General features: G+C 61.7%; 15 protein-coding genes, 2 tRNA genes and 2 pseudogenes. 7 read left to right on the top strand and 12 right to left on the bottom strand.

Going from position 1 to position 18,454, the window contains the following annotated elements:
• Positions 1–70: 70 nt before the first annotated feature.
• From FZX09_RS07910 to FZX09_RS07900, 3 genes are read right to left on the bottom strand one after another with little or no spacing between them, the layout of a single operon-like run.
• Positions 71–493 carry a DUF3119 family protein gene (locus FZX09_RS07910; RefSeq protein WP_226401811.1) on the bottom strand — a complete coding sequence of 141 codons (423 nt, stop codon included), beginning with the start codon at positions 491–493 and terminating at the stop codon, positions 71–73.
• The gene (locus tag FZX09_RS07905) at positions 490–1,239 is read right to left on the bottom strand and encodes an ABC transporter permease (protein ID WP_226401809.1); all 750 of its coding nucleotides are present in this window, start codon (positions 1,237–1,239) and stop codon (positions 490–492) included. The genes FZX09_RS07910 and FZX09_RS07905 overlap by 4 nt, the downstream gene beginning before the upstream one ends.
• Positions 1,236–2,564: an MFS transporter gene (locus FZX09_RS07900; RefSeq protein ID WP_226401972.1), complete on the bottom strand. Its 1,329-nt coding sequence runs from the start codon at positions 2,562–2,564 to the stop codon at positions 1,236–1,238. The genes FZX09_RS07905 and FZX09_RS07900 overlap by 4 nt, the downstream gene beginning before the upstream one ends.
• Positions 2,565–2,692: 128 nt before the next feature.
• On the opposite strand from FZX09_RS07900, the gene FZX09_RS07895 reads away from it, so the two are divergent.
• Positions 2,693–2,763 (top strand) — tRNA-Gly (locus FZX09_RS07895).
• A 4-nt stretch (positions 2,764–2,767) separates the two neighbouring features.
• On the opposite strand, the gene FZX09_RS07890 is transcribed toward FZX09_RS07895, so the two are convergent.
• Positions 2,768–4,873, bottom strand: a complete 2,106-nt coding sequence (locus FZX09_RS07890; RefSeq protein ID WP_226401807.1) for a glycogen-debranching protein — start codon at positions 4,871–4,873, stop codon at positions 2,768–2,770.
• A 40-nt stretch (positions 4,874–4,913) separates the two neighbouring features.
• Here FZX09_RS07890 and FZX09_RS07885 point away from each other — a divergent pair, with 40 nt between their 5' ends.
• The 4 genes from FZX09_RS07885 to FZX09_RS07870 all read left to right on the top strand — a co-directional run bounded on the left by FZX09_RS07885 (position 4,914) and on the right by FZX09_RS07870 (position 7,675).
• Positions 4,914–5,573, top strand: coding sequence for an MBL fold metallo-hydrolase (locus tag FZX09_RS07885; RefSeq protein WP_226401805.1), 660 nt, complete (start codon positions 4,914–4,916; stop codon positions 5,571–5,573).
• Between the two features lie 133 nt (positions 5,574–5,706).
• Positions 5,707–5,982: an HU family DNA-binding protein gene (locus FZX09_RS07880; RefSeq protein WP_006850925.1), complete on the top strand. Its 276-nt coding sequence runs from the start codon at positions 5,707–5,709 to the stop codon at positions 5,980–5,982.
• 65 nt (positions 5,983–6,047) lie between these two features.
• Positions 6,048–6,929 (top strand): tRNA glutamyl-Q(34) synthetase GluQRS, encoded by an 882-nt coding sequence (gene gluQRS, locus FZX09_RS07875; protein WP_226401970.1) that lies wholly within the window; start codon positions 6,048–6,050, stop codon positions 6,927–6,929.
• A 473-nt stretch (positions 6,930–7,402) separates the two neighbouring features.
• Positions 7,403–7,675: a hypothetical protein gene (locus FZX09_RS07870; protein ID WP_226401803.1), complete on the top strand. Its 273-nt coding sequence runs from the start codon at positions 7,403–7,405 to the stop codon at positions 7,673–7,675.
• 9 nt (positions 7,676–7,684) lie between these two features.
• Here the strand turns inward: FZX09_RS07870 and FZX09_RS07865 are convergent, their stop codons facing one another.
• The 3 genes and pseudogenes from FZX09_RS07865 to FZX09_RS07855 all read right to left on the bottom strand — a co-directional run bounded on the left by FZX09_RS07865 (position 7,685) and on the right by FZX09_RS07855 (position 10,129).
• The gene (locus FZX09_RS07865) at positions 7,685–8,416 is read right to left on the bottom strand and encodes a prohibitin family protein (protein ID WP_370624213.1); all 732 of its coding nucleotides are present in this window, start codon (positions 8,414–8,416) and stop codon (positions 7,685–7,687) included.
• A 161-nt stretch (positions 8,417–8,577) separates the two neighbouring features.
• Positions 8,578–9,293, bottom strand: a pseudogene (locus FZX09_RS07860) (succinate dehydrogenase/fumarate reductase iron-sulfur subunit).
• A 763-nt stretch (positions 9,294–10,056) separates the two neighbouring features.
• A tRNA-Thr gene (locus tag FZX09_RS07855) sits at positions 10,057–10,129 on the bottom strand.
• A 43-nt stretch (positions 10,130–10,172) separates the two neighbouring features.
• On the opposite strand from FZX09_RS07855, the gene FZX09_RS07850 reads away from it, so the two are divergent.
• The gene (locus FZX09_RS07850; protein ID WP_226401799.1) at positions 10,173–10,445 is read left to right on the top strand and encodes a DUF3493 domain-containing protein; all 273 of its coding nucleotides are present in this window, start codon (positions 10,173–10,175) and stop codon (positions 10,443–10,445) included.
• A 345-nt stretch (positions 10,446–10,790) separates the two neighbouring features.
• On the opposite strand, the pseudogene FZX09_RS07845 reads toward FZX09_RS07850, so the two are convergent.
• From FZX09_RS07845 to rimP, 5 genes and pseudogenes are all read right to left on the bottom strand, one after another.
• Positions 10,791–11,351, bottom strand: a pseudogene (locus tag FZX09_RS07845) (low-complexity tail membrane protein); the annotation flags it as partial.
• A gap of 14 nt (positions 11,352–11,365) precedes the next feature.
• Complete coding sequence (gene infB, locus FZX09_RS07840) at positions 11,366–14,686, bottom strand: translation initiation factor IF-2 (RefSeq protein WP_226401797.1); 3,321 nt, start codon at positions 14,684–14,686, stop codon at positions 11,366–11,368.
• A 69-nt stretch (positions 14,687–14,755) separates the two neighbouring features.
• Positions 14,756–15,034 carry a YlxR family protein gene (locus FZX09_RS07835; RefSeq protein ID WP_226401795.1) on the bottom strand — a complete coding sequence of 93 codons (279 nt, stop codon included), beginning with the start codon at positions 15,032–15,034 and terminating at the stop codon, positions 14,756–14,758.
• Positions 15,031–16,470: a transcription termination factor NusA gene (nusA, locus tag FZX09_RS07830; RefSeq protein ID WP_226401793.1), complete on the bottom strand. Its 1,440-nt coding sequence runs from the start codon at positions 16,468–16,470 to the stop codon at positions 15,031–15,033. Before nusA ends, FZX09_RS07835 begins: the two co-directional genes overlap by 4 nt.
• A 54-nt stretch (positions 16,471–16,524) precedes the next feature.
• Positions 16,525–16,992, bottom strand: a complete 468-nt coding sequence (gene rimP / locus FZX09_RS07825) for a ribosome maturation factor RimP (RefSeq protein WP_226401791.1) — start codon at positions 16,990–16,992, stop codon at positions 16,525–16,527.
• A 368-nt stretch (positions 16,993–17,360) separates the two neighbouring features.
• On the opposite strand from rimP, the gene FZX09_RS07820 reads away from it, so the two are divergent.
• The gene (locus FZX09_RS07820) at positions 17,361–18,428 is read left to right on the top strand and encodes a trypsin-like peptidase domain-containing protein (protein WP_226401968.1); all 1,068 of its coding nucleotides are present in this window, start codon (positions 17,361–17,363) and stop codon (positions 18,426–18,428) included.
• The last annotated feature ends 26 nt before the right edge of the window (positions 18,429–18,454 follow it).

Raw genomic sequence — 18,454 nt, 5'->3', positions numbered from 1 at the left:
CATCACAACTGCGACAGAGGTGCACGAAATTGCATGGATATCTGTACGAAATCGTCGCGAAATTGTGCTACTAGTCGCTTTTGCGTGTGTTGTATTCCGGGTCGTCTTTCGGTACTTCCAGAGCTCCCACCCGCAGTTCCAGCTGTTCCCTCAGCTCCTTGGGGCTGAACAGGATCGGCAGAAAGTGAATGCTATGGGTCTCGCGGAAATAGAAAAGGCCTGGTAGCCCAGGGGCGAACAGCCGCCAGCTCAGCCATTGGTCGTAGGGGAAGCGCCGTAGTTCGCGGCCGTTCTGCCATACGATCAGATCGTCTTCCTTGAATTCCAAGCGCAGGCTTGCGCTCTGGATCAGCAGGAACAAGCCGAACAATGTCACCACCAGCGTGGGCCAGGGGGTCAGCGGCAGAGGCAACAGCGCCAGGCCAAGGGCTACCACCAGCAGCGGCAGCCGTACGTCCGGCTTGAGGGTGACGGGGGCGGGGGTTGAACTCATGCTCCGAACAGCACCTGGGTGAGAACAACATCCATCAGGGCCACAAGGATCAGGATCATCACCACCGCGCCGGTGGTGCTGGTGCCCACTTCCTTGGGTCCGCCGCGGGTCGTCAGTCCCCAGCCGCAGGCCACCGTCGCGATGATCATTCCGAACACTAGGGCCTTCACCAGCATGAACGGCAGGTCCAGCGGGGCCATCCAGGTGCGCACCGAGGTCCAGAACACCGCCGGGGGGATGTTGTAGAGGGCTGTGCTGGTGAGTTGGCCAGACCACACAGCCATAAGGAAGAAGAAGAAGCACTGCACCGGTGCCATTACCAACATCGCGATCATCCGGGGCACCACCAGGTACTCCACAGGGTCGGTGCGCAGCATCGTGATCGCGTCGATCTGTTCGGTCACCTTCATCGTGCCCAGCTGGGCGGCGTAGGCGGTGGCCACCTTGCCCGCTAGCAGGCAGGAGGTGAGCAGGGGGGCGATCTCCCGCGCCAGGCCGATCGCCAGGATGCCGCCCACCGTTGATCCCGCCCCCTGGCGGGTGAGTTCTGCGGCCACCTGAATGTTGAACACCGAGCCGGCGGCTACCGAGATGATCAGCACGATCAGCACGCTCCCCGGGCCTGCGTCGAGCATTTGCTCAAACAGCTCCCCTCGATCAATGCGGCCGCGCAGAGTGGCGGCCACGGCCTGGCCTCCGATCAGCAGGCTGGCGCCCAGGCGTTTGATCGAACGGGGCGTGTTCATCCGGCGGCCTTCTGCAGGTGGGCTCCACGGTCAGGCCAGCCTCGCATCACCACAAGGCCAAGCAGCACCAGGATGGCGGGAATCAGACCCATGCAGAGCCGGATTGCCAGCAGGGCTGAAACTGGCTGTTCGATGAAACTCAGCGCCCCACCGCAGTTGCCTCCCTTGGCGGAGATGTAGCCCGTGAGCGAGAGCAGGCTGCCGAACACCGACATGGTGAGGCCGATGATCAGCTTCTGGCCGAACACCATCCAGGCGGTGTAGAGCCCGGCGGGTTTGCTCGGGTCAGCGTCGATTGCATCGGGCAGCAGAGACCAAGGGATCAGATAGGCGGTGGCGGCCCCCACCCCTACCAGGGCAATCAGCCCCACCAGCGGCAACAGCTGCAGCAGGCTGGGATCTGCCGCCAGTGGCGGGAACAGCATCGAGAGCAGGCAAGCGCTGATCCACAGCCCCGCGCCCCAGCGCAGGGTGGCCACCCGTCCGATGCGGTTGCAGAGGTTGCTCCAGAGCTGAAGGCCAAGCAGGGCAGCGATCTGAAAAGGCAACAGGATCCAGGTGGAAAGGTTGGCGGGCACATGCACCACCTGCACTAGCCAGATCAAGGCCACCACCTGCATCAGTTGCAGGCCGAACCAGAGCAGCAGGTACAGCCCCAGTACTTGGCGGAAGCGGGGGTTGGCCAGCACCCGTTTCAGCTGCTGCATCGGCGCTTCGTTGTTGGGCACCGGCCGTTGGGCCCGCTTGGCGTAGGGGGCCAGCCCCCAGCAGCAGAGCAGTGTGGTGGTGGCAGCGATGCTGCCGGTGATCCGGCCCATGGCCAGGTAGCCCCCGCCCCCATCGGTGAGCACCACCGAGGCCACAATCAGTCCGCTCAGGCCGGCCAGGATGGAGCCGGTGAACCGTGCCGCATTCAGGCGGGTGCGAATGGCGGTGTCGGGCGTGAGCTCGGTGCTGAGGGCGGCGTAGGGCAGGTTGACGCTGGTGTAAGCGGTCATTAGTAAGACCGCCATGACGGCGTAGTAGATCGTGCGCTGCACTGTGTTGCCCGGTGGCACCCACCACATCGCCGCCAGGCTGATGCCCAGCGGTAGGGCTGCCGTCAGGATCCAGGGCAGGCGCGGGCCCCAGCGGCTGCGGGTGTGATCGCTGAGCCAGCCGATTAACGGGTCATTCAGGGCATCCCAGACCTTGCTCACCGTGAGCAGGGAACCAGCGATGAAGGCCGGCAGGCCTACGGCGCAGATGAAAAAGGGGAAGAGATAGAAGCCCAGCTGGGTAGCGGCAAGTCCGGTGCCGGCGTCGCCCAGGCCGTAAGCAAGCATCAGCCTGCGGCGGGATCCCTGCAGGGATGCGTCGGTCGGTGTCACGCGGAGGCTTCGGGCAGGCGGATTGCCATAATGAATGCGTGCTTACGTCACCACCAGCCCATCAGGTGGTTTGTTTGTACTAAGCGGGTGTTGTGTAATGGTAAGACCTCAGCCTTCCAAGCTGATGACACGGGTTCGATTCCCGTCACCCGCTCTGATCACAATCGAAGGCCAGTCGTTTCCTCTTCGGCAAGCAGCAGCACGAAACTGCGGCTCTGCAGCGGAATCTCCACTCCGCTGAAGTTGGCCGGTTCTGCTGGGAAATCCTTGGGACTGGGCAGGGAGGTGTCGATCAACCGTTTCCAGGGCGAGGCCGGAACCGGCAACTCAAAACTGAGGCTTTCCTTGTAGGCGTTGAAGCCCATCCAGAGCAGGGCACCGCGGCTGCCGCTGTGGAGGCTGGTGGCGGTGGTGCGACTCCAGGCCGCCCAATCGGGTTTGGCCAGGTTCACCCCGTGCCATTGACGCCAGAGATCGCTTCGCTGCGCCGATGGTTGCTCCGCTGATTTGCGGTTGCTTTCCCGCGGCGGTATGAGTGGATTGAACAGTTGCGGTAAGGCCTGGCGTAGCCGCAGCAGGCGCTGCAGAAATTGCTTTAGTTCCACGTCGCAGTGGTCTTCATCCCAGACCATCCAGCCCAGAGGGCTGTTCTGGCACCAGCTGTTGTTGTTGCCCCCCTGACTCCGGCCTACTTCATCGCCCATCAGCAGCATCGGCACGCCACGGGCCAGCAGCAGCGAGCTGAGCAGGTTGCGTTGCTGCCGCCGCCGCAGGGATTGCACAAGCGGGTTGCTGCTGGGCCCTTCTATGCCGTGGTTCCAGCTGTTGTTGTGGTTCTCGCCATCGCGGTTGTCTTCGCCGTTGGCCAGGTTGTGCTTGCGGTTGTAGCTCACCAGATCCACCAGGGTGAAGCCGTCATGGGCGGTGATGAAGTTCACCGAACGCCCCAGGGCCACGGGCTTGCCCTCATAGAGATCGGGGCTGCCCTTGAACCGCTGGGCCAGGGTCCAGGTGGTGTGGTCGTCACCCTTCCAGAAGCGCCGCACCCCGTCGCGGAAATGACCGTTCCAGGTGCCGATCCGCTTGGCGGGAAAATCCTCCAGCCGATACAGGCCTCCGCAGTCCCAAGGTTCGCTGACCAATTTGAGGTCGCTCAGCTGCGGGTCGGCCTCCATAGCTGTGAATAGGGGCGGCTCGTCTAGGGGGTTGAGTTGATCGCCGCGGCTCAGGGCGATGCCTAGGTCGAAGCGGAAGCCATCCACCCCCAGCTCCAATGCCCAGCAGCGCATCGACTCGAGGATCAGCCGGGTGCTGATCGGCGCATTGGCGGCGATTGAGTTGCCGCAGCCGCTCACGTCCTGATAATCGCCGTCGTCGTTTTGCTGGTAGTAAACGTTGTCGGCACAGCCGCGCCAGCTCAGCGTTGGGCCATGGCGGTTGCCCTCGGTGGTGTGGTTGTAGACAACATCCAGCAGCACCTCGATGCCGGCGTCATGGGAGGCGGCCACCAGTTGGCGCACTTCATGTCGGGCCAGTAGCGGATCGCCGCTGCTGCAGTAGCCGTGGTGGGGTGCGAACCAGCTAATGGGGCTGTATCCCCACACGTTGTCGCGCCCCGGGGGGGCATCGGCCGGGTCGAAACAAAACACCGGCAACAGCTCAACTGCCGTGATGCCCAGCTCCTTGAGGTAGGGCAGCTTCTCGATCAAGCCGAGGTAGGTGCCGCGGTGCTCTGCGGCGACCCCTGCATCCTCGCGGCCGGTGAAGCCTCCCACGTGCAGCTCGTAGATCACCGTGCGTTGCCAGCTGTGGCGTGGGCGCGGATGGGCCTGAAAATCGAACAGGTCCCGTTCGCACACCACCGCCTTGAGGCAGGCATGGGCGTTGGGTGAGGGTCCGGTGGCCAGCACCCGGTCGTAGACGTTCCAGCCACTGATGGCCCGTGCGGCGGGGTCCAGCAGCACCTTGGAGGGCTGGAAGCCATGCCCCCCCGGCGCTAGCGGCCCGAAGACCCGGTAGCCGTAACAGCAGCCTTCGCCGAGTCCTTCGACCTCGACGTGCCAGTAGTCGCCTGAGCGGTGACGTCGACCATCCAGTTCGATCACCCGCTCCGGACTGCGCTCGTTGCTGTTGCTGTACAGCAGCAATTCGATGCGGTCGGCCCCGGGAGCTGCCAACACGAAGTTCACCCCTCGGTTGGTGAGGCTGCTGCCCAATGGCCAAGGAGAACCGGGGTGAATGCCACTCAAGGCATGTTGGTACATCTCGACTTCAAACTAGTGGTTTGGTCCGTTGTTTGAACCAATGGCGATGACCACCACACTTGAAGCCGGTCGGCCGCCGCACCAGCTGCGCGACGACCTCTGGTTGTTTCCACCCAATCGCGACAGCCAGGGCGGCAGTTCCTGGTGGCTCGATCTCGAGCCCGAGCCCGTGCTGGTGGACTGTCCGCCGTTGACGGAGGCCAGCCTCGCTGCCCTGCGCCAGCTGGCGGGAACCCGCAAGCCAAGGATCCTGCTCACCAGTCGTGAAGGGCATGGGTGCCTGCGTCGCGTTCAGGAGCGCTTGGGATGGCCGGTGCTGGTGCAGGAACAGGAGGCGTATCTCCTGCCCAATGTTGAGCCGTTGGAGACCTTCTCCGAGGAACACACTACGGTGAGCGGTTTGCGGCTGTTGTGGACGCCGGGTCCGACGCCGGGGAGCTGTGTGGTGTTCGCTCCGGCACCAAATGAGCTGTTGTTCTGCGGGCGTTTGCTGACGCCATGGGCTCCAGGGCAGCTCGCACCGATGCGCCATGCCCGCACATTTCATTGGCCCAGACAGCTGAACAGTGTGGCCAAACTCAGGGCTTGGATTCCTTCAGATGCCAGTCCCCAACTACTTTCTGGGTCTGCGCTTGGTGCCTTGCGTGGGGAGCGGCTCGTGTCCTTCAGCGGTTGGAGCGATGTTGCGGACAACTGCTAATGCGTTGCGGCACAACACGTTTCGCTTGCAGCAACCGGTTGCTCTCCATACGATTGGGCCGCTTGGGGAAGGCAGCGGCGAGCCCACGACGCCGTATCTGAGCCGTCTCCCGCCCCCCGACTCTTTCTAACCAATGAACAAAGCTGATCTGGTGAATCTGGTGGCTGCTCGCACCGAGCTCACCAAGACCGACGTTTCCATGGTTGTCGACGCCGCCATCGACACGATCATCGATTCCGTGGTGGAAGGTAAGAAGGTGTCCATCCTGGGTTTCGGGTCCTTTGAACCTCGTGAGCGCTCCGCCCGTCAGGGTCTGAACCCCAAGACCGGTGAGAAGATCGCGATTCCCGCCAAGCGCGTTCCCGCCTTCACCGCCGGCAAGATGTTCAAAGATCGCGTTCAGGGCTGATCAACGCCACAACCTCGTTCTCCAGGCGACCCAGTGGGTCGCCTTTTTTGTTGGCTGTTCCCACGATGGTTGTTCCGGTGCATCTGCAGCAACATCTGGATGCAGGGCGTGCCTTGGCTACCGCCGGTGGCTATCGCGGCCGTTTCGCCCCATCGCCAACGGGGGTGCTCCACCTCGGCAACCTACAAACGGCTCTGTTGTCATGGTTGGCGGCACGTCATGCCGGTGGTGCCTGGTTGCTGCGCATTGATGACCTCGATACGCCGCGCAGCCGCGCCGGTGCCATCGAGGCGATCCAAAGTGATTTGCGCTGGCTGGGCCTTGAGTGGGATGGCCCGGTGCTGCTCCAGAGCGAGCGGCGTGGCATTTACTACTCCTGGTTGTCGTGGTTGCGCCGCTCCGGACGTTTGTTCGCCTGTCGCTGCTCCCGGCGGGAACTTGCCGATCAGCCGATCTACTCCGGCTTCTGCCGGATGGCTGGGCATAGCTGGGGCTGGCAAGAACAGCGGCTTCCCAGTTGGCGCCTACGGGTTGCCGACCACGATCCCCACGGCAGTGGCGATGTGGTGCTGCGGCGAGCCGATGGCTTCATTGCTTACCAGCTAGCCACCGTGATCGACGAACTCAGTTTCGGCATCACCGACGTGGTGCGTGGTGCTGATCTGCGCGAGGCCTTGCCAGCCCAGCGCAGCCTGTTCGCGGCCCTAGGTGAATCTCCTCCCCAGTTCCGCCATGGGCCGCTGCTTTGTGATGCCAGCGGCCAGAAGCTGTCCAAGCGTGAGGCCAGCTCAGGCCTGGAATCGCTCCGCACCGCAGGGTTGGATGCGGCCGCTGTGATCGGGCGATTGGCCTCAGGTCTTCAGCTGCTTGAACCTGGGACACGTCTCAGTGCACCAGAGTTGCTTGAACACTTGACGCAGCAGAAGATCAATGCAGTGATTTCTTAAGGAACACTTCGGGATCGGCAGCGGGATTTCGCCCCACACTGAATTCATTGTCTGATCCTTTGGATCATGTGCACGTGCACCGTCTGTGGTGGGAGTGGAATGCAGCGGGTGTCTGGGGATCGCTTCCGAACATGCATTGTCTGTCTTGGAACTGGTCAGCTCAGTTCGGCGGTGCAATCCGCAACGTTGAACCATCAGCCCCTCAGCACCACAGGTCTGGCCAAACTCAGCTGTCCGAACCGTCCCCTGGCTTGATCTTCAGCCCAGGGGAGTCTTTTGATCGTTCTGGATCACGAAGTAGGTGGCCGTCGCCACAACTATCAATAGCGGCACCGCGGTGAACAGCAGCAGGGCAATGGCGGTCCAGTCGGTGTACACGGTGCGTTTTTTAGTCGAGGTTGAGGCATCATCTCAGCAAAACGCCCTCCTGAGCTCTGATCGCGCGCTCCGTCACAGTCCTACTGGTTCTTGGCATGGCAGTTCCTGCGGTGCGGGCTTTTCCATTGGCAGCCTTTCAGGCCCGAGCAAAGCGTTGCCTTGAGCAGGGCCATCCTCAGGTGTGCGAACAAGCCTTGATTGAGGCGGAGGCGCTGCAGCGACAGGCGTCGGCTCTTAGTGCATATCCGTGCCAGACCCTTTTACTGGGCGTCCAGGCGGATTTGGTGATGCAGCAGCTGCAGGCGGGCCGCGGCGCCCAGGCCATTGCGGACCTACGGGCTGCGACCCGCGGCTGCGCTGGGCTCTGACGTATCCCGTTATTGCCCGACAATCACCGGCGGCGTGCTCCCCCCGCGAATGGGTGGAACCACCTTTGTTTTTCCGTCCCACTTGTCAAGGAACAACTTGTAGAGAACGCTGTCATTGAGCGAGCGGGTCAAGGTCTGAAACTTCAGGGCCTCTTGCTCGGCGATCTGAACCTCTGTTTTGGCGCGCAAAAGTTGCTGTTGAGCGATTTGCTTCTGCTCGATTGCTGCTCGGTATTCCTCAGCAATCTTGAGGCCAGTGATGTCCAAGCCTTTGACAGCTACATAGTCGAATTTGCTCAGTTCATTGGAGACGCTTTCTTGTACAAGGGTGGAAATGTTGTTCCAGTCGGTGGCGATGGTGTCAAGTTCATACTTTGAGAACACCGACTTCAGAGATTTCAGCAGTGATGGCTGAATCACCCTTGCGTAAATCGCAGAGTCATCGGTGGCAATCGTGCTGTAGATCCTGGGGGCTTCCCCTGGCTTGACCGCATATTTCACTGTGGCTGTGGCTTCGATCACCTGCAGGTCTTTGGTGAGCGTTGAGAATTTTTCGGGGATGACCTGTGTTCTGACGCTGAAATTGTGGGTCGACTGAATGAACGGAAGTTTGAGGTTCAGGCCTGGCTCTCTTGGGGTGTTAGAGACTTTCCCTAGGGTGGTGATAACGCCAACTTCGCCGGCGGGAACAACGAACACACTGGAGAGAAAGGCGATGCCGCTAATGAAGATGGTGGTCATGCCAACCACCGTTTTGGTGATTTGCTCCTGCTGGGGGTTGGATTGCATGCTGCTGGCTTGAATCGATACTTAGAACAGTAGTTATTCGTTGTTGATTATCAGAGAAAGGTTTCTAATGATATCTGGGCTGGTGCACCAGCGATTGTGGTGTTCTTGCGAAGTCAGCTTCTCCGTTCCCGGTGCATCCAGCTGATCCAGTCCGCGGAAATCTCCTGGGGGCAGACCGCCTCGCATTCGAGGTTGCTGCTGCAGCTGCCGAAGCCCTCTGCCTCCATTTGGCGTTGCATGGCGTCGGCGCGGCGGGCCCGTTCCGGTTGTCCCTGCGGCAGCTGCCCCAGGTGCGCCAGCTTGGCGGCCACGAAAAGGCTTGCTGAGGCATTTCGGCAGCTGGCGACGCAGGCGCCATAACCGATGCAGGTTGCTGTGCTGAAGGCGCTGGTGGCCTGCTCCCGGCCCACGGGCATGGCATTGTCGTCCGGAGCCTGGCCGGTGCCCGTTGAGCAGTAGCCGCCGGCGGCGATCAGCCGGTCGAATGCGGAGCGGTCCACCATCAGGTCTTGGATGGGGGGAAGGCTTTGGCTCGCCATGGATCCAGGGTCAGCTCCGAACCATCGGTGAACTCCCGCAGGTAGAGCTGACACACCGATGTGGCTGCTCGAGGGCCATGGGCCTGGCCATTCACCAGGAAGCCACAGCTGCCGCAGATGCCTTCGCGGCAGTCGTGCTCGAAGCTCCCCGGCCGTTCTCCTGAGCTGATCAGTTGTTCGTTTAGCTGATCGAGAGCCTCAAGCATTTGACCGCGGTGGCTGCGCAGCTCAGCTGTATTTCCAGCACCCCGATTTCGTAGCGTTTTGGCGGTAGTGAAGCTCAGATGCATGGCTGTGGTGGCGGCCAAGCAGACTTCTAAAGTGGTTAGCCACGGCTGGCGATGCAGGGCCGTGGCGTAATGCTCGAACTGCACCGGCGCGATCAGGGCGGGTAATAAACCGGCCAGATGAACCACAAGAAACAGCACCAGCAGCAACCCGCTGAGGGCTGATCCAATGCCCATCAGGGTTATCAATCCCAGAACACAGGATTCCGGTTTGGACAATACTGGCCGTAGTCGAGTTGTCTCGGCATCAGGTCTTCACTGATTCCCACGCAGATCGTATTCAGGGGCATCGAAAAGCTGCTGCCGTCTTGATCGAAAGGCCCTTCGACATAGGCCCCCGATGTGCTGAGCAATCAGGAACCCGAAGAACAGCAGACTTCCCGTAAGCGCTGAACCCTGGCTTTCAAATGACAGCAGCAACTGGGTTCTGAATACCCAATTGATGACGCGAACGAAGAGGTCGTAGGGCGGTGGAATCGGGGTGATCGCGGATGTTTCGTACCAGCGCCTTGTTGAAGAAGCGATGATGACGCCCTGGTTAAAACGCCAGCTCAAACTTTGGTCGCGAAGAGTATTGGTGCTTCTGAATCCGGAGGCGTCTGAAGTATTGGCTGATGTAGATCTGGAACATTGAATTATTCCCTGGAATGGCCTTCTCAGCGGCCTGATCGCGCTAGGTAATGATCTCTGCTTGTTAGCAAGGCTGAGGACTCTATGTATAAATTAATTCTGCATTGAATCAGGTGGATCTATGCAAAACTGATAAAGCCGATGACCTGACTTGAACAGGCGACCCACGCTTTACGAAAGCGTTGCTCTACCGGCTGAGCTACATCGGCGACAACGGCAATTTAACATTTGCTCTGAATCCGACTTGGACGTTTGTCCGAAAATCAGCGCTCCAAATCCCGCCTGGATCCAGCTTTGCGGGAACGTTTGCTCAAAGAGTCACAGACCCCCTGGCGTGGGCTCAGACGGCTGGTCTGGTTTGCTCTCTTTGCCTCCGCTGGGCTCGGCTTGTTCACGATGGCTTTCCGTGCTTCCGCCGGCGGCACTGTCGACCTTTCTGATTTCGGGATCCAGGGCGGTGCTCTCCTGCTCTTCTCCGGGCTGCTCTGGTTCGACCGGAACAGAGGCGGTAGCAGCGACGGTTGATTCCGAGGGGGCTGGTGGCTTGGAGTTTTGTTCTTCATCTCCATCGGCATCATCCGCACCTTTGTCTTCAGATTCGTCGTCTTGGGCCTCTGCATCGACGGGGTCCGGTGCTTCGGCCTCAGCCTCGTCATACACGTCAGCTGGCACCGGATTGATGGTTGAGCGCTCTTCGTCTGGATCTTCGTTTTTAAAAGTGTCGTCGTCGCTGACGTTTTCAGTGCTGGCTTGATCAGTGCTGTCGTCCGTCTCAGACTCGGCGACTTCCACATTCATGGCCGCATCGGCCCCTTGCTTACTCGGTTCTACTGCAGGCTCCGGCCATTCCAGGGCGGGGAGGTTGAGCAATTGCAGGCCAAGGCTGGTGCGTTGCGTTGCAACAGCGTCAGCAGGAAAAGCTAAATCGGCAGGGGCAACCGTTGCACCCGACGCCAACAACAGTGTCGCAGCTTGAACCAGCTGCTGCACTTGCCAGACCATCAAGGCTAGAAGCGGACTCACCAGCAGCAGGGTGACCAGGCGGGATTGCCCCGAAACCGGGGAAAACTCACTCGCCAGCACGGCTGAATCATCTAACCACCAGAGGACAGGCAGCAGGATGACTGCGGTGATACTCACGGCGACCCGACTGCTCAGGGCGCTGTGCGATGCACTGATGCGGAGTTGCTCTCTGTTGCGGCTAGCCAGCGGCTGACGCACCAACAGGAGTGACCCCCAGTCGGCGGGGCGTCGCCACAACGCGACGGCTGGGGCCAATACCCCGACGCCCCAGATCAGAAATCGCTCCACACCAGGCACGGGGCCCGGATCCGCACCGGCCAGGACCAGGCGGATCAGCAGCAGCTCCAGGGGGATGGCTCCAAGAGCCAGGCACTGAAGCCAGAGCAGGGGCTCGCTGCGGGGCTGCACGATCGCTTGCGGGGTTAGGTGGTGAGTTTGCGGCGTTGAGTAACCATCTTGAAGGCTTCAATGCGATCGCCTTCTTCCCAGTTGGCGAACCGATCGGTGCCGACACCGCATTCGAAGCCCGTGGCCACTTCTTTGACGTCGTCCTTGTTGCGACGAAGAGAGTCGAGGTCGCCCTCGTAAACCACCTGTTTACCGCGGTGCACCCGCACCCGGCAGTTGCGATGAAGCTTGCCGGTGGTGACGTAACAGCCAGCCACGGCGCTCTTGCCGATGGTGAAGACGGCGCGCACCTCGGCTTCGCCCAGGGCTTCCTCTACCAGTTCCGGTTCGAGCAAACCTTCCATCGCCATCTGGATGTCTTCCAGAAGCTTGTAGATCACGTCGTAGTCGCGTACATCCACCCCGGTGGCATCCGCGGCTTTCTTGGCGCCGGAGGCCATGGAAGTGTTGAAACCCACGATCACTGCGCCGGAGGCGGCTGCCAGGTCGACGTCGGTTTCGGTGATCTCGCCAGGTGCCGACAGCAGCACCCGAACCTGCACCTCATCTTTGGGCAGCTGCTCGAGCGATCCGAGGATGGCTTCCACAGAGCCCTGAACGTCGGCTTTGAGAATCAGGTTGAGTTCCTTCAGCTCACCATCATTCGCCTGGCCGGACATGGCTGTGAGCGAGACGCGTCGTGACGCCATCTGCTGAGCTAGACGGGTGGCACGCGCATCGGAGGCACGATCGCCTACAACCGCCCGGGCTGATTTCTCGTCGGGGTACACCTCGAACTCATCACCGGCGGTGGGCACCTCGCTGAAGCCAAGAGCCTCCACAGCGAAGGAGGGACCAGCTTCCTTGAGGCGTTGGCGGTTGTCGTCCACCATGGCGCGCACCTTGCCCAGCACTGGACCAGCGGCGACCACGTCGCCGGTCTTAAGGGTGCCGTTCTGCACTAGCAGCGTGGCCACGGGGCCTTTGGCCTTGTCGAGGTGAGCTTCGATCACTGTGCCGCGGGCCAAGCGGTCCGGGTTCGCCTGCAGGTCTTCCACTTCGGTGACCAGCAGCAGCATTTCCAGCAGCTTGTCGATGTTTTCGCCCTTGATGGCGCTCACCGGCACCATCACCACATCGCCGCCCCAGTCTTCAGCTAGCAGGTTTTGCTCCGACAGCTCCTGCTTCACCCTTTCGGGCGATGAACCTTCTTTGTCGATCTTGTTGATCGCTACCACAATCGGCACTTCCGCGGCCCGGGCGTGGCTGATGGCTTCTAGGGTCTGCGGCCGTACGCCGTCATCGGCGGCCACCACCAGCACAGCCACGTCGGTCACCTTGGTGCCGCGAGCTCGCATGGCGGTAAACGCTTCGTGGCCAGGAGTGTCCAGGAAGGTGAGCTTGCGTTGTTCGTTGTTGTGCTCGATCTCAACCTGATACGCACCGATGTGCTGGGTAATACCTCCAGCTTCACCCGCAGCGACGCGGGCCTGACGGATGGCATCCAGCAGGCTGGTTTTGCCGTGGTCGACGTGGCCCATGACGGTGACCACGGGCGGACGCCGGATTAGGTGAGCCTTGTCTGCCTCTTCGATCATTTCGACGGTCTTCTTGGCCGCCTCTTCCACATCGTCCTGCAGCACAGGCACGCCGAATTCGTCGGCGACGGCCTCGATCGTGGGCATATCCAGGGTCTGGGTGACCGTGGCGATGATCCCTTTGAAGAACAAGGATTTGATGATTTCTGAGCTTTCGACGCTCAGCATGTCCGCCAGTTCCTGCACCGTGAGGTTGTCCTCCGGCACCACGATCATTTCGGGCCGCACCTGCTTGGCTTCCCGTGCTGCCCGCAGTTCCATGGCACGCCGGCGCTGACGCTGACGGGCGGTTTCCTTCTTGCGCTTACGCATCGCCGCCACCGGTTTTGGTGCGGTGCGCTTCTGCGATTTGGGCTTGGCGGGACGAGCCAGGCTCGCCGACAGAACCATGTTCTCCTGTTCGCCGGCGAAGCCGCCGGTCTGTGCCGCCAGGGAATCATCGTTCTCGCCGATGATGTGCACCTTCTGGCGCTGCTTCTGCGGCGAGCGGCTGCGCAGAGCATCGAGCCGGGCGCTGTCATCCCAGTCGGGCCGACCAGGGCGCCGCTGTCCTCCAGGCCCGCCGGGACGGAAGCTGGGACGGCGGGGTGCCGAGGGAGCATTCGGACGCGCTACAGGCGGGGTGGCCGTTCCTGCTCCAGCACCGGCTTTGGTGGGCGCATCGGGACGGCGGGGTGCCGGTGCCGCCGGCCTGCCGACAGGCTTCTGCAGCTGCATGAGCTCACCGGGAGCCACCGGTTTGCGCATTCCAGCGGGCATGCCGGGACGTCCAGGAGCTCCCGGACGGGTGGGCGCTCCAGGACGACCGCTGCCGTCGCGACGAATCGGCTTGCCGACCAGTTCCAGGGTGTTGCCGCCGCGGGGAGGCATCCCTGGGCGACCCCCCTGTCTGGTGGGGGCTCCTGGACGGCTTGGACCCCCCTGGCGTTGAGGCACGCCTGTGCCAGCAGGACGGCGGGGCACAGGTTTGCCCACTAGTTCAGGCCTGGGGGTTGGTCGTGAAGGTGCTCCGGGTTTTGCAGGAGCGCCGGCACGGGTTGGATTGCCGGGCCGAGATGGGGCGCCAGCGCGGATGATTTGCGGCTTGGGCTGACCTTGACCCTGGCCAGGGGTGGGCCGTGCTGGACTTCCAGCCACAGCGGGACGCGGCGCCGGGCGAGCTTGTGTAGGCCGCGGCGTGGGTGCCGTGGGTTTGGCAGCAGCCTTGGGCTTGCTCACCAGTTCCGGTTTTCCCGCAGCTGGCTTGCTGATGACCTGCGGCTTGGCTGCGGCAGGCCTTGGCAAGGGCTTTGCCGCCGTCGGTCGCGCCGGGACTGCAGGTGGTTTCTGAGGCGCGGCGGGCCGGGCAGGAGCTGCCGACGATTTCGCCGGGGCAGGGGCCGGCTTGCTGATCACCGGTTTGGGCGTGGCCGCTGCGGGAGGTTTCGGGGCCGCTTGTGGTTTGGCCGCCACTTGGGGCTTGGCGACCGGTTTGCTCACCGCTGGGGTGGGTTTGCTCGGGGCGGCAGGAGCTGCTTTTTGCACTGAGAGGATGGCCTTCCCTTGTGCGGGTTTTGCAGGGGCCGCGGCAGCGGACGTCGCACCATTCCGGCCTTTCCCAAGCAGAGAACGGATTTTTCCTGCTTCAGCGTCACTGATCGAGCTGCTGTGGCTCTTCGCAGCAATCGAGAGCTTTTCAGCCGCATCCAGCACGTCTTTGTTCTCAAGGCCGAGGTCCTTGGACAGCTCGTAAATTCTGACTTTGCCGCTGCTGGTCATTCAGTTCGGGTCTCCGATCGGTCCGGGCATGGAATGCCGCGGTGGCCACTCACAACGTGGGGCCAATGTTCAGTCTGCCTCAGCGGATTCACCAACGCTTTGGTTAAGCCGCTGTTTCAACACCGCAAGCACTGTTTCGGGCACCTGACAACGCAGGGCTTTATGCAGACGTTTGCGACGGGTCGCCTCCTCAAGGCAGTTCTCCTCGCGGCAGAGATAGGCCGAACGGCCCATCCCCTCATCGAGGAGAACTCCGTCCTGATAGTCGCGGATCACCCTCCACAGTTGGCGGCGATCCAAGAGTTGGCGGCAGGCCACGCAGCGACGCAGGACGGGACGGTCACTCACCGGACCTGCTCCTGATCGGCATCGGTATCGGCTTCAACCGTTGCGTCCGTAGTTTCAGCTTCGGTTTCGGAGCCAGCTTCCAACTCAGAGGGCTCCTCGTCCGAGAACTCCTGCTCGGGCTGCTCCTCGCCGTACTCCTCCTCGTCTTCGGGCAGCGGATACAGCTCCCTCAGGCGTGCATCTTCTTCCGCTCGAGCGGCCTGTTCGACGGCCAGCCTTTCTTCTGCTTGCTGTTGGAGGGCTTCCTCTTCCTCCCGCTGGGAGATCAGCTCCGCTACCACGGCATCCTCTGCCTCTTGGTCGTATTCGGTGGAGTTCTTGATGTCGATCTTCCAGCCGGTGAGTCTGGCGGCCAAGCGCACGTTCTGGCCTTCGCGGCCGATGGCCAGGCTCAGCTGGTCGGGGGGCACCAGCACGTGGGCATGCTGGCCCACTGGATCCACCAGGCGAACCATTTCCACCCGAGCTGGGCTGAGTGAATTAGCGATGTACTGGCCCGGATCTTGGGACCAGCGAATCACGTCGATTTTTTCTCCACGCAGTTCGTTCACCACCTGCTGAATGCGAGAGCCGCGGGCGCCAATGCAGGCGCCGACTGGGTCCACCTCGCGTTCGATGCTGTCGACGGCAACTTTGGTGCGAGGACCCACTGAACGTGAGGGCGGATTGGCTTCACGGGCCACGGCCACGATCCGAACCGATCCTTCCTGGATTTCGGGAACTTCGTTCTCGAACAGGTAAACCACCAAGCCGGCATTGGAGCGGCTGACGAACAGCTGCGGTCCCCGGCGGGGAACTTCGCTCACTTCCTTTAAGAAGACCTTGAAGGTGGCGTTGGCGCGGTAGTTGTCGTTGGGCAGTTGATCGCGCCGGGGGAGTTCTGCTTCCACTTCCGGACGGCCTAGGCCTGAGCTGACCGCCATGATCACCGACTGGCGTTCGAAGCGGATTACTCGGGCCGTCAGTACCGGATCCTCTAGATCAGCGAATTCCTCCTGGATCATTCGGCGCTGCTGATCCCGCAGCTTCTGGGCCAGCACTTGCTTGGTGGTGGCGGCGGCCATGCGGCCGAAATCCTCTTTCTCCGGGGTGACATCCAGCACCACGGTGTCACCCACCTGGGCGTCATCGGCCACCTGCATCACCTCGGCGATCGCGATCTGGTGGTCTTCACTCTCCACCTCATCCACAATGATCTTGCTGGCGAGAACCCGGTAGCCCTCCTCCTCAAGGTCGAGGCCAACGTCAAAGTTGCTGAAGTACTCCTCATCAAAGGGATCTTCGCTGATTCCGAGATAAAGAGTGCGCCTGTAGCGCTCGTAGCCCTTCAGCAGGGCCTCCCGCAGGGCCGCTTCCACCACCTGGGGCGGAAGCTTCTTCTCTTCACTGATGTCGTCGATCAGGTTGCTGAGGCCGGGAAGCAGAACAAGAGCCATCGCTTTGGGTTAGGAGAAAAGAAGGGAGCGGTTTCAGGGGGGTGAACGCTGGGTTCAGCTGCCTGGACTCGTGAGGCGGACACCGATCACGCAATCCCGAGGAATACGTTTGATTCGCCCGCGAATGTTGATCTGCAGCGTTTCGGCGTCGCGTTCGAGCAAGAGGCCCTCCAGACGTTGCTCGCTGTCGTCCTTGTCGCGGTGATCAACCTCAACGGGGAAACCGCGGAAGGTTTCAAAGTCGCGATCGCTGGACAGCTGGTCGCCGATGCCTGGACTGCTGATCTCCAGAACATACGCGTCAGTGAGCAGGGAAGAGGCCTCAAGGGCATCCCCCAATACCCCGCTGAAACCCGCGCAGTCATCGAGGCTCACATCCGCTCCATTGCTGTGGCGGATCTGCACTTCCAGGGTCATTGGGCTCATGTGGGTGAGCAGCTGAATGCCGCAAAGGGCAAAGCCTTTGCTGGCGGCCACCTCGGTGGCCAGCGTTTCGAGATCTGGAAGCAGAGGATGAGGCAACGCGAACTGAGGGCGGACGTCGGCCCGACGCGCATTTCAGTTGTGACCAATCTCCCGCAGGGAGATGCCCGTCGGACACATCATCAATGTACGGGACCGTCTACCCGCTGTCAGGTGTTGCCCAGTTCGGCTGGTGCATCTGGGAAAGCATCGCCTGGCTGCCGCTGGAGCCAGAAGCCCACGCATGTGAAAAACTGCGTTTGCTGATTTGTTAGCGGCAATTGCCGAGCATGTCTCCGCATCGCAAAAGGCGTTGTGAGATTGCGTTCGATTTGGAACAAGGCCCGCTTCTCTGGCTGGATCCGATAAAAAGAAGGCAATTCACAGGTCTTGCGTTGCGGTACGCCCTGCGTCAACTCTTGGCCGTGTTGGTGGCCGCTGCCGTCCTCGTCGGTGCTGGACCGTCCGTCCAGGCTCTAGAGCACAGTTTTGTGGCCGATGCCGTTCAGCGTGTGGCCCCTGCGGTGGTTCGGATCGACACCGAACGCACCGTGGAACGTCAGCCGTTTGATCCCACGCTGCTCGATCCCCTATTGCGGGATCTGCTGGGGGACCCTCCCGCGGCACCGGAACGGGAACGAGGTCAAGGCTCCGGTGTGGTGATTGATGCCAAGGGGCTTGTGCTCACCAACGCCCATGTGGTGGATCGGGTGGAGTCTGTCAGCGTCACCCTGGCCGACGGTGAACAGCGTGATGGCCAGGTGGTGGGCACCGATGTGGTGACGGACCTGGCCCTTGTACGTCTCGAGGGCGATCAACTGCCGCCACGGGCTCCCTTGGGTGATTCGGAAGCCATGCAGGTGGGCGATTGGGCGATCGCCCTCGGTACCCCATTCGGATTGGAACGCACGGTGACCCTGGGCATCGTCAGCAGCCTGCACCGCAACATCAACAGTCTTGGCTTCGCCGACAAACGGCTGGAACTGATTCAGACCGACGCCGCCATCAACCCCGGTAATTCCGGCGGGCCGTTGGTCAACGGTGATGGCCAGGTGATTGGCATCAACACCCTGGTGCGGTCGGGCCCTGGGGCAGGACTCGGTTTTGCCATCCCGATCAACCTGGCCCGCCGGGTGGCAGATCAGCTGCAGCAGCAGGGTGAGGTGGTGCATCCGTATATCGGTCTGCAACTGGTTGCTCTTACACCGCGCATCGCGCGCGATCACAACAAGGACCCCAATGCCCTTGTGCAGCTGCCAGAACGCAGCGGTGCCCTGGTGCAAGCTGTGCTTCCCGATGGCCCTGCCGAAAAAGCAGGACTGCGCCGCGGCGATCTATTGATCAATGTTGAAGAGCGTGACATTCCCGACCCTCAGGCGCTGCTCGAGGTGGTGGATGCCGCTGCTATCGATGTTCCCCTGCCCTTGAAGGTGCTACGGGCGGGTCGCGAGCTGACCCTTTCCGTCAAACCGGAACCCCTGCCTGGGATGGCCTGAAACCCTTGCTACGGTCGCGCCCCTAA

It is taken from the genome of Synechococcus sp. MU1643, from assembly GCF_020514095.1.
Taxonomy (GTDB): Bacteria; Cyanobacteriota; Cyanobacteriia; order PCC-6307; family Cyanobiaceae; genus Parasynechococcus.
The sequence above is the reverse complement of the archived record's forward strand: the minus strand, read 5'-3'. Positions and strand labels throughout refer to the sequence as shown.